The following is a 14,079-nucleotide window of genomic DNA, read 5'->3' on the forward strand; positions in this document are numbered from 1 at the left end:
ATTAGAACGAAGTCCATTCGTTCTCAGCCTTAAATTCATTGTTCATGATTTCATAAATGGCATCTTTGATATTACAATTTTGATAAATAACCTTGTAAATCGCCTGTGTGATCGGCATATAAACATCCAGCTCTTGGGCCAGTTCATAGGCGGCCTTAGTGGTAGAAATTCCTTCGATAACCATGCCCATGTTGGCTTCAATATCAGCTAATTTCTCGCCACGTCCTAGAGCATTGCCGGCCCGCCAGTTGCGGGAGTGGACAGAAGTCCCTGTGACAATCAGGTCACCAACACCAGATAGGCCGCTGTAAGTCAGAGGATTGGCTCCTAACTTGACACCTAGACGCGTGATTTCAGCCAGACCGCGTGTAATGATGGCAGCCTTGGCATTGTCACCATAGCCTAATCCATGGAGAGCACCGGCTCCGACAGCGATGATGTTTTTCAGAGCGCCTGCAGTCTCCACTCCTATAACATCGGTATTAGTGTAGAGGCGGAAGTAGTGATTGCTGAAGAGCTCCTGCACATACTTAGCCGTTTCCAGGTCCTTGGAAGCAGCAGTAATCAGGGTAATATCGCGTACAATGGTTTCCTCAGCATGGCTGGGACCTGAGACAACGACAATCTCGCTGCGTAGCTCTGCAGGGATTTCTTCTTCTAGGATAGTTGAAATGCGTTCGTGAGTATTGGGTTCCAGCCCCTTGGAGGCGTGCATGATTTTCACCTTGTGGTCCAGAGCTTGAGCTACTTGTCTGGCTACCAGACGGGTTACCTTGGTCGGCACGACAAAAAGCACAGCATCCGCATCTTTTAAAGCTTCTTCCAAGTCATGATAGGCCTTGATGTTTTCGTCTAGTACAATATCTTTGAAATAGCGTTTATTGGTGTGTTCGTCGTTGATTTCGTTGATTTGCTCAGCGATATTTCCCCAAATACGAACCTGGTGTCCGTTGTCATTTAACACTTGTGATAAGGCCGTTCCCCAAGAACCAGGACCAATCACAGCAACTCGTTGTTTATCCATATCTTCTCCTTATGATGAAATTCCGAGTCTGAATTTAAATCAGTTTTAGAGTTCTATATCTCATTTTACCATATAATATAAGAAATTTCTTGCTTGACATTGTTTTTATCTGTGATATAATAAGGAAACTAAGTCAAATATGAAAAAAGTAGGAGGAAGCATGTTTTTTAAAAGTCTATTACGGTATAAATGGTATGCCCTGAGTTCGCTTTTGATGACCTCGCTGATGATTGCCAGCTCTCTTTTACTACCCTGGTTTTTAAAGCACATCTTAGATGCTCTGCAGGAGCAAAATAGCCAGACCATCTACAGTATGGGGGGGGGTGGCTGATTGGCATCGGTTTTGTCGGACTGGTGGCAGGAGGGATTAATGTGACCTTGGCGGCTTATATTGCCCAAGCTGTCTCATCAGATCTCCGCGAGGAGACTTTCCGCAAGATTCAGACCTTTTCTTATGCTAATATCGAGGAATTCAACTCCGGCAATCTAGTCGTGCGGATGACCAATGACATCAATCAGATTCAAAATGTGACTATGATGCTCTTTCAAATTCTTCTTCGCTTGCCCATCCTTTTTATTGGTTCAGTCATCCTGGCCATTGTGACCATGCCCTCTCTCTGGTGGATTATTTTCTTGCTAATCGTGCTCATAGCTGGTCTAACCGCTGTCATGATGGGGATGATGGGGCCTCGTTTTAAGAAATTCCAGACTCTTTTGGATAAAATCAATGCCATTGCCAAGGAAAATCTTCGTGGTGTGCGAGTGGTCAAGTCCTTCGTGCGGGAGGAAGACCAGTTTCATAAGTTCAGTCAGGTGTCTGATGAGCTGCTGTCAGAGAATCTCTATATTGGCTATGCTTTTTCAATCATTGAGCCAATGATGATGTTGGTCGGTTACAGCTCTGTTTACCTGGCTATCTGGACTCTATCTGGCATGATTCAGGCGGAGCCAGGGCTGGTTAGCTCTATCGCTTCTTTTATTGGTTATCTTAGCCAGATTATTTTCACTATCATTATGGTTGGTTTTTTGGGAAATGGCGTGACGAGGGGAATCATTTCTATCCGTCGGATCAAGGAAGTATTGGCGACGGAGTCGGCCATGGTTTTTCCAGACTCACCAGATGAAGAACTAGAAGGCAGCCTACGCTTTGAGCATGTGACTTTTTCCTATCCCAACGATGACGAGCCAATGCTAAAGGACATCAGCTTTGAGGTTGAGCCGGGGCAAATGATTGGTGTTGTCGGTGCGACAGGTGCTGGTAAATCTACCTTGGCCCAGCTGATTCCCCGTCTTTTTGACCCGCAGGAAGGTTCTGTCAAGATTGGCGGCTGGGATCTGCGAGAGCTTAGCCAGGGAACTCTTCGAAAAAATGTTTCTATCGTTCTGCAGCGGGCGATTCTATTTAGTGGGACCATTGCGGACAATCTCCGTCAGGGCAAGCTCAATGCTTCACTGCCTGAGATGGAGCGAGCGGCTCGTATTGCCCAAGCCAGTGAATTTATCAACCGTATGGAAGAGAGTTTTGATAGTGCAGTGGAGGAACGTGGCAGTAACTTCTCTGGAGGTCAGAAGCAGCGGATGTCCATTGCCAGAGGTGTTGTCAACAATCCCAATATTTTGATTTTAGATGATTCGACCTCAGCCTTGGATGCTAAGTCAGAAAAGCTGGTTCAAGAAGCCTTGAACAAAGAGCTACAAGGAACGACGACGATTATCATTGCTCAAAAGATTAGCTCCGTTGTTCATGCAGATAAGATTCTGGTCTTGGATCAGGGACGGCTGATTGGCCAAGGGACGCATGAGGAATTGGTCGCCACTAACGATGTTTACCGCGAAATTTACGAAACTCAGAAAGGAAAGGAGGACTAAGATGCGGACGATTGCATTTTTCTGGCAATATTTTAAGCGTTACAAATTATCCTTTGTCATTGTGCTCTTGATGATGGTAACAGCGACTGTTTTTCAGGTCCTTTTTCCGGTTTATGTCGGTCAGGCTGTTCAGCATTTGGTTGAGTTGGGCCGGGCTTTTGTGGAGAAGGGTGAGACTGATCAGATTCTGTTGACTTTTGGCAGCGTCATGGGCAGTGTATTGTTGTCCTTTGTCTGCCTGTCTGTTTCTAGCTTAATATACATGGTTTTAATGACCCGAGTTATTGCCCATTCGACCAATGAGATGCGCAAGGGCCTGTTTGGCAAGCTGTCCAAGATGACAGTTGCTTTCTTTGACCGCCATCAGGATGGAGACATTCTGTCGCGCTTTACCAGCGACTTGGACAATATCCTGCAAGCTCTAAACGAGAGCATGATTCAGGTTATGAGCAATGCCTTGCTTTATATGGGTCTAGTGATTATCATGTTTGTCCAAAATGCTAGATTAGCCTGGATAACGGTAGCTAGCACACCGGTTGCTTTTCTTCTTCTTCTAGTGGTCATTGTTAGGCTGGCTCGGAAATACACCAATCTTCAGCAAAAAGAAGTCGGCCGCCTCAATGCTTATATGGACGAGACCATTTCCGGTCAGAAAGCCGTTATCGTTCAGGGAATGCAGGGGGAGGTCATTAAAGGTTTTATTGAGCAGAATGACCGCGTACGCTCGGCAACCTTTAAAGGCAGGACTTTTTCAGGCCTTCTCTTCCCAATCATGAACGGGATGAATTTGATTAATACAGCTATTGTTATTTTTGTTGGTTCGGCTGTCTTGCTTAGCGACCCTAATGTTGAAACGGCTGTTGCAGTTGGCCTGATTACCACCTTTACTCAGTTTTCCCAGCAGTACTATCAGCCTATCATCCAGATTGCAGCCAGCTGGGGCAGTCTGCAGTTGGCCTTTACAGGGGCTGACCGGATTCAGGAGATGTTTGATGCGCCGGAGGAAGTCCGGCCAGAGAATGCACCTGCTTTCACAGAGCTTACAGACTCCGTTGAGATCAAGCATGTGGACTTCTCTTATGTAGAAGGCAAGCCTATTCTCAAAGACGTATCTATTTTAGCTCCTAAGGGCAAGATGACAGCTGTTGTTGGCCCTACTGGATCAGGTAAGACGACCATTATGAACCTGCTCAATCGCTTTTATGATGTGGATAATGGCAGCATTGAGTTTGACGGTCGCGATATTCGAGATTATGAGTTGGACAGTCTGCGGAGCCATGTGGGGATTGTCTTGCAGGATTCGGTGCTCTTTAGCGGTACGATTCGGGACAATATTCGCTTCGGTGTACCAGATGCCAGTCAGGAGATGGTCGAAACGGCTGCGCGTGCGACTCATATTCATGACTATATCGAAAGTCTGCCAGACAAATACGATACCCTGGTAGATGATGATCAGAATATTTTCTCAACTGGGCAGAAACAGCTGATTTCCATTGCTAGAACTCTGCTGACCGACCCGCAAGTCTTGATTTTAGATGAAGCGACTTCCAATGTCGATACGGTAACAGAGAGCAAGATTCAGCAGGCCATGGAAGCCGTTGTGGCTGGCCGGACTAGCTTTGTTATTGCTCACCGCCTCAAAACTATCCTAAATGCTGACCAGATTATCGTTCTCAAAGATGGAGAGGTTATCGAACAGGGCAATCATCACCAGCTCCTCAAACTCGGTGGCTTCTACTCGGAACTCTATCACAACCAGTTTGTGTTTGAGTAGAAAGTTGAGACATTTTTCCAAACTTTCGTTTGTGCTTATAGTACATTCGAGAGTTTTTTATTTGAGAGACATGCAGAGTCTTTGATAAAAAATTTTTATAAGCAGCTTAAAAAAAATCTATTGGACGCTTTTCAAAAGGCGTGGTAAGATATACTATATCAAAATAAGGGGGAATCACGGTATGTGCAGAACGATTGTTGGAATTTCAGCCAATCTTTGTCCAGTTGATGAAGCTGGAAAGAATATTCACACCTCTGTTTCACGCAAGTTTGTGGACGGCGTACGAATGGTTGGTGGCCTGCCGATGGTGATTCCTGTTGGAGATAAAAGTTTAGTTCAAGATTACGTAGAAACCATTGACAAGCTGATTTTGTCAGGCGGGCAAAATGTTCACCCACAGTTTTATGGGGAAGAGAAGACCATCGACAGTGATGACTACAATATTGTTCGCGATGAGTTTGAGTTGGCTCTCTTGGAAGAAGCCCTGCGCCAAAACAAGCCAGTTATGGCTATTTGCCGCGGTCTGCAGTTGGTAAATGTTGCTTTTGGCGGTACTCTTAATCAGCATATCGAAAATCACTGGCAGGGCTTGCCATTTGGTACTTCGCACTCCATTCGTACGGAGAAAGATAGCGTTGTGGAGCGCTTGTTTGGTCAGGCTAGCCAGATTAATTCGGTGCATCGCCAAAGTATCAAGGACTTGGCACCTAATTTTCGCGCGACAGCCTTTGATCCAAGAGATAATACCATCGAAGCGATTGAATCGGTTGACAATCATCGTATCATAGGCCTTCAATGGCATCCGGAGTTTTTAATAAACGAAGAAAAGGGCAATTTGGAGCTGTTTCAGTACCTCTTGCAAGAGCTGTAAAAAATTATTTCATTTTTTTAAGTTACTTTTAGGAAAATTTAAGATAAGTGTCCTATACTAAGATCATAAACAAAGACCTCCTAACTTTGTTTAGAAATCCTAAAACTTTTCTTTTTCATAATAATCTCCCTATAAGAACCGCCCAATTGGCGGTTTTTTTTGTTGAAAAGGCTGAGAAATCTAGATTTTCATCAATTTGATGTCTTTTATGTTATAATGAGTCACAAGTAGGCCGAGCGAATCGGTCGGTAGATGGAGGAGCAGAGATGTCAAGAGCGGAGCGAGTTATTTTAACAAATATGTGTATGGTTTATGATGAGGACCGCATTTTAGTACAAAATAAAGTAAATGATGATTGGACCGGCCTTTGCTTTCCAGGCGGCCATGTTGAAAATCATGAATCCTTTGTCAAATCAGTAATACGGGAAATCAAGGAGGAAACAGGTCTGACCATCTATGAGCCTAGGTTATGCGGTGTCAAGCAGTTTTATACCGAAAAGGATGAACGTTATGTCGTTTTTCTTTACAAAACCAATCGTTTTGAAGGAGAGCTGGTCTCGTCCGACGAAGGAGAAGTGTTCTGGATTAAACGCGAGGATCTTGATCACCACTCGCTGGCCTTGAGCTTTAAAGAAATGTATCAAGTTTTCACATCAGATTTGACGGAGCAGTTTACCTATCTGGATAATGGAGAGATCATCAGAAATCTATACTAGGGAGAACCGCCCAATTGGCGGTTTTTTTGCTTGTTTTTTACGAATTTAGTATAATAGGGACAGCAAAAATAGAAAAGAGAAATGCATGAAAATTCGCGGATTCGAGCTGGTTTCCAGCTTTACAAATGAAGATTTGCTGCCTAAGAGAGAGACGGCTCACGCAGCTGGCTACGATTTGAAAGTGGCAGAGCGCACCCCTATTGCGCCAGGGGAGATTAAGCTGGTTCCGACTGGTGTCAAGGCCTATATGCAGCCGGGTGAGGTGCTTTATCTTTACGACCGCTCATCCAATCCTCGTAAAAAAGGCTTGGTCTTGATTAACTCCGTTGGGGTCATTGACGGCGACTACTATGGCAATTCTGGAAACGAAGGCCATATCTTTGCCCAGATGAAAAACATCACGGATCAGGAAGTGATCCTCGAAGTTGGGGAACGTGTGGTGCAGGCTGTCTTTGCACCGTTTCTGATTGCTGATGGAGATGAGGCAGAAGGTGTGCGGATCGGCGGATTTGGTTCGACAGGGAAATAGAGAAAGAAAATGGCAGACTATTTATTAGTTGTAGATATGCAGTCAGATTATGTTGCTGCAGAAAAAGCATATGATAATGAAGCACTGACTGCGGCTGTCAATGACAAAATAGCTAGTTATCCCAGCGACCGGGTTATCTATATTCTCAACCGTTTTTTCTGGGAGAGAAAAGAAAGGAAGAAGAAATTTGCGACCGACTTGAAGGTTATATCTTCTCGCATCTTTGAGAAGCGTCGGGCTTCTTGCTTTACTAATCCGGATTTAAAAGAGTTTTTAGAGGGAACTGGTGCTAAAAGTTAAGAATTTATAGGGGGAGACGGCAATGGCTGTGTCAAGGCTTCCGTTTTGGCAGCTATCAAGGAGAATTATCAGGTTTCCGTCGATTTGTCCGCTGTCGGAGTTGCCAACCAGAAGAAATTCTCTAAAACACTGAAGCAATGGCAAGATTGCGGAATCAAGATTAGATAGCTTTATGAGGACATTAATATGAAAATCATTTTTATCCGCCACGGAGAGCCAAATTATTCACTTTTGGAAGAGGCTGGTTACACTGGCTTTGGAATAGATTTGGCTCCTTTGTCAGTTGCTGGTCGCCAGATGGCGACAGAGGCCGCTGCTAATCCTCTGTTAGAACAGGCGGAAATTTTGATCTCCTCTTCTATGACGCGGGCTTTGGAGACGGCCTCCTATTTGATTCGAGACCGCCAACTGCCGCTTTTTGTGGAGCCTTTGCTGCATGAATGGCAGGTATATGAGAGTGGGACAGAAAAGTTTGAGCAGGCTCGGGAGTTGTTTTTTGAAAATAATGGTTGTCTTCCTGCAAGAAGTCCTGTCCAGTATGAGACTGCTGAGGAGATGAAAGTCCGCTTTTTCCGTGCCTTAAGCAAATACAGAGACTACGAGACGGTAGCTCTTGTAGCCCATCGCATGCTCATCCGCCAGTTTGTGCCAGATGAAACTATTGATTTCTGCCAGTTTATTGAATATGAACTGAAGTTTTAATTTTTCGTCGTAAAAAGAATCTTAACAAAAGGATTTAGAGATAGAAGAAAATATGAAAGAATTTAAGAACAAGGACTATGCAACAGAAATTCGTCAGAAAATTCCAGGCTATGATGTGATGCTAGATGTGATTTTCCGAGGAGTATTGCTTAGGTTAGCACCCAGTTTAAAAGTCGATAAGGTGTTAGCTTTAGCAAGCCAGACGGATGAGTTGAATGGTTTGGCATCCTTATTTCCTAAGGCTGGATTGACGGTAGTAGAGCCAGGTGAGGCGATGCTGCAAGAGCTTAAAAGACAGGTTCATCTGCCTCAAGCGGAGTATCTTAATTGTCGATTTGAAGAAGCAGTGCTACCTTCTGCTTATCAGATTTGTTCTTGCTTGCTAGTATTGCAGTTTGTTGAAAATACCAGCTTTTTTCTTCGAAAAATTTATGACTCTTTAAGTGAAGGTGGCCTTCTGATTCTTAGCTTTTTTTCCAACCAGCAACTGGGCTATTGGAAAACACTTGCTTCTGAATTGGGAGCCAATCAGCAACAAATTCAGCGTACTTATAAGAATCAAGCTAGTTTGATGAATTCCCTCTCGCCTCAAGAAGTTGCAAACCTACTAGAAGAGGCTGGCTTTACTAATATAGAGCAAGTGTGTCAGGTCTTATCTACTTTTGTTTGGATTATTAGAAAATAAGGAGAATCACCATCGCTAAGAAAAAAACGACCTTTGTCTGTCAAAATTGTGAATATCATTCGCCCAAGTACTTAGGGCGCTGTCCCAACTGCGGCTCTTGGTCTTCCTTTGTTGAAGAAGTAGAAGCTGTAGAGGTCAAGCATGCCCGTGTTTCCTTGACGGGCGAAAAGACCCGGCCCATGAAGCTGGCTGAGGTCACTTCGATTGATGTCAACCGTACCAAGACAGAAATGGACGAGTTCAATCGTGTCTTGGGGGGCGGTGTAGTGCCTGGCAGTCTGGTCCTGATTGGCGGGGATCCTGGTATCGGGAAGTCCACCCTGCTTCTACAGGTATCCACCCAGCTTTCTCATCAGGGCACCGTCCTTTATGTCAGTGGGGAGGAATCAGCTGAGCAGATTAAACTGCGGGCGGAACGCCTCGGTGATATTGACAGTGAATTTTATCTCTATGCTGAGACCAATATGCAAAATATCCGCACGGAGATTGAGAAAATCAAACCAGATTTTCTGATTATTGACTCCATTCAGACGGTTATGTCGCCGGAAATTTCCAGTGTTCAAGGCTCTGTCTCTCAGGTTCGTGAGGTGACTGCTGAGCTCATGCAGCTGGCCAAGACCAATAATATCGCGACCTTTATCGTTGGTCACATGACCAAGGAAGGGACCTTGGCTGGCCCTCGAACGCTAGAGCACATGGTGGATACCGTGCTTTATTTTGAGGGCGAACGTCAGCACACTTTCCGTATCTTGAGAGCAGTCAAGAACCGCTTTGGCTCGACCAATGAGATTGGCATTTTTGAAATGCAATCTGGTGGGCTAGTTGAGGTTATCAACCCCAGTGAAGTCTTTCTGGAGGAACGGCTGGACGGCGCGACAGGCTCTTCCATCGTTGTAACCATGGAAGGAACGCGGCCGATTTTAGCAGAGGTACAGGCTTTGGTGACACCGACCATGTTCGGCAATGCCAAGCGAACCACGACTGGTCTAGACTTTAACCGAGCCAGCCTCATCATGGCAGTTCTGGAAAAGAGGGCAGGACTCCTCCTGCAAAATCAAGATGCCTACCTCAAGTCAGCTGGCGGCGTCAAGCTAGATGAGCCAGCGATTGATTTGGCAGTAGCAGTAGCCATTGCTTCCAGCTACAAAGATCTTCCTACCAATCCTCAAGAGTGCTTTATCGGCGAAATTGGCCTGACTGGTGAAATCCGTCGGGTTAATCGCATCGAGCAGCGCATCAACGAAGCAGCAAAGCTAGGCTTCACCAAAGTCTATGCTCCTAAAAACTCTCTGAACGGTCTCAAAGTTCCAGACAATATCCAAGTCATCGGTGTGACGACGATTGGGGAAGTCTTAAAGAAAGTATTTTCCTGATTTAACAGTATTGCGAAAAGTTATTGCGCGTGCTATAATATTGCTAGAAAAAATTAGGATTTGTCTGGAAAGCTCCTATAAGTCGCTTTTCTAGACTTTTTAGGAGGATAATCAACCATGGTAGATCATCGTATGAATGTTTCTATTACCAATAATGCTCAATTTCCCTTGGCGGAGATTGCCTTAGATGTATCAGAGTCTGTTCGTATTCAGACTGGGAGCATGATATACCACACTCCCAACGTTGTCCTGAATGCTAAAGTGAATGCAGAGTCTCAATCAATCTTTGGCAAGGCAATCCAAGCTGTGGGCCGTTCTATGGCTTCTGGCGAAGGAGTGTTTATCACTGAAGCAACTGCTCAATCAAATAACGGTCGTCTAGCCTTAGCGCCTAATGTACCTGGTCAGATTGTTGCTCTGGAACTAGGCGAAAAGCAATACCGCCTTAATGATGGAGCTTTTCTGGCTATGGATGGTTCTGCCTCTTATACTTTGGAGAGACAGTCGGTAGGTCGAGCTCTCTTTGGTGGCCAAGGAGGCTTTTATGTGATGAGTACCCAAGGTCAGGGGACACTCTTGGTAAATTCCTTTGGCTCGATTCAAAAGGTTGAGCTACATAATGATAGGATAACGATTGACAATGCTCACGTAGTAGCATGGAGTCGAGAGCTAGAATATGATATTCATTTAGAAAATGGTTTCTGGCAGTCTATGGGGACTGGCGAAGGAGTAGTCAATACCTTTCATGGAACTGGGGAAATTTACATCCAAAGTCTCAATATTGAAACCTTTGCTAATGTTCTTCGCCCACATCTACATATTGACAATTCTTGAAAATTTCTAGAAGAGACTAAGGCAGTCTCTTCTTTTTTGGATTCTTCAGTTTTCCTTTGTTCAAAATGTAGGAAAATGTTATAATCAAGTCATAATAAGAAGGAGGCATTTCTTATGCGATTTTCTATGGACAGCAATATGCAGTTTCCTTTGGTTGAGTTGTCGCTCAATCAAGGAGAAACAGTCTTTATCCAGCGTGGCAGCATGGTCTACCACACGCCAAATGTGACCCTGAATACCCAGCTCAATGCTAGCGGTTCTGGCTTAGGACGTTTTGTCAAGGCTGTGGGACGTTCGATGGTTTCTGGCGAAAGTACCTTTATTACCCAAGCGGTTGCCCAGTCTGACAATGGTTACCTTGCTTTGGCACCAGATTCTCCTGGGCAAGTCATTCCTCTTCAGCTAGGCGAAAAGCAATACCGGCTCAATGACGGTGCCTTTCTTGCCCTTGATGGTACAGCTTACTATACCATGGAGCGCCAGTCTGTTGGAAAAGCACTATTCGGCGGCCAAGGTGGTCTCTTCGTTATGACGACCCAAGGACAGGGCACTCTTTTGGCTAATGCCTTTGGTTCTATTAAGAAAATTGAGCTTCATAACCAAGAAGTGACAATCGACAATGCCCATGTAGTAGCTTGGAGCCAATCTTTGAACTATAACATCCATCTGGAAAATGGCTTCTGGCAGTCTATCGGAACAGGTGAAGGAGTGGTCAACACCTTCCAAGGTACTGGTGAAGTCTATGTGCAAAGTCTCAATCTTCAAACCTTTGCAGGCTCACTCAGCAAGTTTATTCCAAGAAGCTCATAAGAAATAAAACTAGGACAGAAGATTAGGCTAGATGCTGGATTTATCTGTCCTATTTTTTTATAACAAAGCCGGCAGCTGACAAATAACAGAAAAGATGGTAAGATAATATAAAATTCTTTGAATATCAAAGTACCAGTAAGGGGAAAGAATGTCATATTTTGAAAATTTTATGAAGGCCAATCAAGCTTATGTTGATTTGCATGGGACAGCGCATTTGCCGATCAAGCCCAAGACCAAGGTAGCCATTGTGACCTGCATGGACTCTCGGCTCCACGTAGCCCAGGCTCTGGGACTAGCACTAGGAGACGCCCATATCTTGCGCAATGCTGGCGGTCGGGTGACGGAGGACATGATTCGCTCGCTGGTTATTTCGCAGCAGCAGCTAGGAACGCGGGAAATCGTAGTTTTGCATCATACAGACTGCGGAGCACAGACCTTTAAGAATGAAGATTTTACGGCCTATCTTCATAAAGAGCTAGGTGTCGATGTCAGCAATCAGGACTTTTTGCCCTTTACAGATGTAGAGGAAAGTGTGCGCGAGGATATGGCCTTGTTGCGACGGTCACCGCTGATTCCAGCTGATGTAGAAATCTCTGGAGCGGTTTACGATGTAGATACTGGCCGGATGACAGTTGTTGAGGAATAGTTAGGAAGTCAATTTCTTTGTCTGCGCATCGGCATTGAAATTGGCTCCTTTTTTATGTTAAAATAGAGAAACGATTTTAATTAGTTAGGACAATGTTATGATTCTTTCCATTATTTCTCAGGGATTGGTTTGGGCCGTCCTAGGTCTAGGTATTTTTATGACCTTCCGGATTCTGGGCTTTCCTGATATGACGACAGAAGGCTCCTTCCCCTTAGGCGGAGCGGTGGCTGTTACCTTGATTACCAAGGGAGTCAATCCTTTTCTAGCAACAGCAGCAGCCGTTTTAGCGGGCTGTGCAGCGGGTGCAGTGACAGGTCTGCTTTATACCAAGGGGAAAATCCCGACTCTGCTTTCTGGGATTTTGGTCATGACCTCCTGCCACTCTATCATGCTAATGCTGATGGGCCGTGCCAATCTGGGGCTTTTAGGCAGCAGTAAGATTCAGGATGTTCTGCCCTTTTCAGGAGAAGTCAATGACCTCTTGACTGGTTTGATTTTTGTCAGTTTGGTGATTGCTGCCCTGCTCTTTTTCTTGGATACTAAGCTAGGGCAGGCCTATATCGCGACCGGAGATAATCCGGATATGGCTCGCAGTTTTGGTATCAATACCGGCCGTATGGAGTTGATGGGACTGATTCTGTCAAATGGCTTGATTGCTCTGGCTGGGGCGCTGATTGCCCAGCAGGAAGGCTATGCAGATGTTTCCCGCGGGATTGGAGTAATCGTTGTCGGTCTGGCCAGCCTTATCATCGGCGAGGTGCTCTTCCAGAGTCTGACCTTGGCAGAGCGTCTGATTACCATTGTAGTTGGTGCGATTGCCTATCAGTTCTTGATCTGGGGCGTCATTGCTCTCGGCTTTAATACCAACTATCTCCGTCTTTACAGCGCGGTGATTCTGGCCTTCTGTCTCATGATTCCAACCCTGAAAAATAAATTCTTTAAAGGAGCCAAGTTAAGCAAATGACAGCGATTGTAGAATTAAGAAATGCAACCAAGCTTGTAAAGAGCGGCTTTGATGAAGAAAAAATCATCCTAAATGATGTTTCTTTAGACATTCACGAGCATGATTTTATTACGATTTTAGGCGGAAACGGTGCAGGAAAGTCAACCCTGTTCAATGTCATTGCCGGAACTCTCCCTCTGACCAGCGGCAGCATTCATATCTTGGGTGAAAATGTCACTCATTTTTCACCAGAAAAGCGGGCCAAGTACCTGTCCCGTGTCTTTCAAGATCCTAAGATGGGGACGGCTCCGCGCATGACTGTGGCGGAAAATCTCCTCATCGCCAAGTTCCGCGGAGAAAAGCGTGGCTTGGTGCCCCGTGGGCTCAACAGTTACAGGGAAGAGTTTCAGGCGACGATTGAGAAAATCGGTAATGGCCTGGACAAGCATCTGGATACACCAATTGAATTTCTTTCTGGAGGGCAAAGACAGGCCTTGAGTCTGCTCATGGCAACGCTCAAGCGTCCAGAGCTTTTGCTTCTGGATGAGCATACTGCGGCGCTGGATCCCAAGACCAGTGTAGCCTTGATGGAGCTGACCAATGAATTTGTCAATCGTGACCGCCTCACAGCTCTTATGATTACCCATCACATGGAGGATGCCCTCAAATACGGTAACCGACTAATCGTTATGAAAGATGGTCAGATTATTCAGGACTTAAACAAAGATGAGAAAGCCAAGATGACCATCGCAGACTACTATGGCTTGTTTGAATAGGCTTGCTCAGAGTTTTGTAAAAATAAGAGAAAGAATACGTACTAAATAATGTACTGCTCCCACAAAGTTAGACAAATAATAATCAAAAGGATCTAGTTCTCTGTTAAATAGGACTATGTCCTTTTGCTTCAAATTACCCTCATAGATGAATAAAAACCGCTAAATTGTACTGACCCCAAAAAGTTAGACAAAAAATATTAGTGAAAGGATTTAGTTCTGTACTGCAC

13 protein-coding genes and 4 pseudogenes are annotated in these 14,079 nt (G+C 44.9%); 16 read left to right on the forward strand and 1 reads right to left on the reverse strand.

The features are described from left to right. Position 1: 1 nt before the first annotated feature. Entirely contained in the window at positions 2 to 1,024 is a 1,023-nt protein-coding gene (locus tag RG608_RS04320) for an NAD(P)H-dependent glycerol-3-phosphate dehydrogenase (RefSeq protein ID WP_268687681.1), read from the reverse strand. A 160-nt stretch (positions 1,025 to 1,184) separates the two neighbouring features. Between RG608_RS04320 and RG608_RS04325 the strand changes: the two are divergent. From RG608_RS04325 to RG608_RS04390, 16 genes and pseudogenes are all read left to right on the forward strand, one after another. After that, positions 1,185 to 2,893, forward strand: a pseudogene (locus tag RG608_RS04325) (ABC transporter ATP-binding protein). A 1-nt stretch (position 2,894) separates the two neighbouring features. Continuing rightward, positions 2,895 to 3,033 (forward strand): annotated as a pseudogene (locus tag RG608_RS11630) (ABC transporter ATP-binding protein); the annotation flags it as partial. Further along, positions 3,009 to 3,743 (forward strand): annotated as a pseudogene (locus RG608_RS11635) (ABC transporter transmembrane domain-containing protein); the annotation flags it as partial. The pseudogenes RG608_RS11630 and RG608_RS11635, both read left to right, overlap by 25 nt. Before the next feature lie 135 nt (positions 3,744 to 3,878). Continuing rightward, positions 3,879 to 4,667: an ABC transporter ATP-binding protein gene (locus RG608_RS11640; RefSeq protein ID WP_374989834.1), complete on the forward strand. Its 789-nt coding sequence runs from the start codon at positions 3,879 to 3,881 to the stop codon at positions 4,665 to 4,667. A gap of 181 nt (positions 4,668 to 4,848) precedes the next feature. Further along, positions 4,849 to 5,538, forward strand: a complete 690-nt coding sequence (locus tag RG608_RS04335) for a gamma-glutamyl-gamma-aminobutyrate hydrolase family protein (protein WP_268687678.1) — start codon at positions 4,849 to 4,851, stop codon at positions 5,536 to 5,538. 266 nt (positions 5,539 to 5,804) lie between these two features. After that, entirely contained in the window at positions 5,805 to 6,254 is a 450-nt protein-coding gene (locus RG608_RS04340; RefSeq protein WP_002917792.1) for an 8-oxo-dGTP diphosphatase, read from the forward strand. Between the two features lie 85 nt (positions 6,255 to 6,339). After that, positions 6,340 to 6,783, forward strand: coding sequence for a dUTP diphosphatase (locus tag RG608_RS04345; RefSeq protein ID WP_268687677.1), 444 nt, complete (start codon positions 6,340 to 6,342; stop codon positions 6,781 to 6,783). A 9-nt stretch (positions 6,784 to 6,792) separates the two neighbouring features. Next, positions 6,793 to 7,251 (forward strand): annotated as a pseudogene (locus RG608_RS04350) (isochorismatase family protein). 18 nt (positions 7,252 to 7,269) lie between these two features. Next, positions 7,270 to 7,785 carry a histidine phosphatase family protein gene (locus tag RG608_RS04355; RefSeq protein ID WP_268687676.1) on the forward strand — a complete coding sequence of 172 codons (516 nt, stop codon included), beginning with the start codon at positions 7,270 to 7,272 and terminating at the stop codon, positions 7,783 to 7,785. A 52-nt stretch (positions 7,786 to 7,837) separates the two neighbouring features. Beyond that, complete coding sequence (locus RG608_RS04360; RefSeq protein ID WP_308946589.1) at positions 7,838 to 8,470, forward strand: methyltransferase domain-containing protein; 633 nt, start codon at positions 7,838 to 7,840, stop codon at positions 8,468 to 8,470. A 5-nt stretch (positions 8,471 to 8,475) separates the two neighbouring features. Continuing rightward, positions 8,476 to 9,843: a DNA repair protein RadA gene (radA, locus tag RG608_RS04365; protein WP_111675216.1), complete on the forward strand. Its 1,368-nt coding sequence runs from the start codon at positions 8,476 to 8,478 to the stop codon at positions 9,841 to 9,843. A gap of 117 nt (positions 9,844 to 9,960) precedes the next feature. Next, a complete protein-coding gene (locus RG608_RS04370; protein ID WP_308946590.1) occupies positions 9,961 to 10,677 on the forward strand; it encodes a TIGR00266 family protein in 717 nt (238 codons plus the stop codon). A 114-nt stretch (positions 10,678 to 10,791) separates the two neighbouring features. After that, positions 10,792 to 11,487: a TIGR00266 family protein gene (locus RG608_RS04375; RefSeq protein WP_002920350.1), complete on the forward strand. Its 696-nt coding sequence runs from the start codon at positions 10,792 to 10,794 to the stop codon at positions 11,485 to 11,487. 148 nt (positions 11,488 to 11,635) lie between these two features. Next, entirely contained in the window at positions 11,636 to 12,133 is a 498-nt protein-coding gene (locus RG608_RS04380) for a carbonic anhydrase (protein ID WP_268687673.1), read from the forward strand. 97 nt (positions 12,134 to 12,230) lie between these two features. Next, positions 12,231 to 13,097, forward strand: a complete 867-nt coding sequence (locus RG608_RS04385; RefSeq protein ID WP_268687672.1) for an ABC transporter permease — start codon at positions 12,231 to 12,233, stop codon at positions 13,095 to 13,097. Beyond that, a complete protein-coding gene (locus RG608_RS04390; RefSeq protein WP_002905458.1) occupies positions 13,094 to 13,852 on the forward strand; it encodes an ABC transporter ATP-binding protein in 759 nt (252 codons plus the stop codon). Before RG608_RS04385 ends, RG608_RS04390 begins: the two co-directional genes overlap by 4 nt. The last annotated feature ends 227 nt before the right edge of the window (positions 13,853 to 14,079 follow it).

This window comes from Streptococcus sp. IsoGale022 (assembly GCF_031142805.1).
Taxonomy (GTDB): domain Bacteria; phylum Bacillota; class Bacilli; order Lactobacillales; family Streptococcaceae; genus Streptococcus; species Streptococcus sanguinis_A.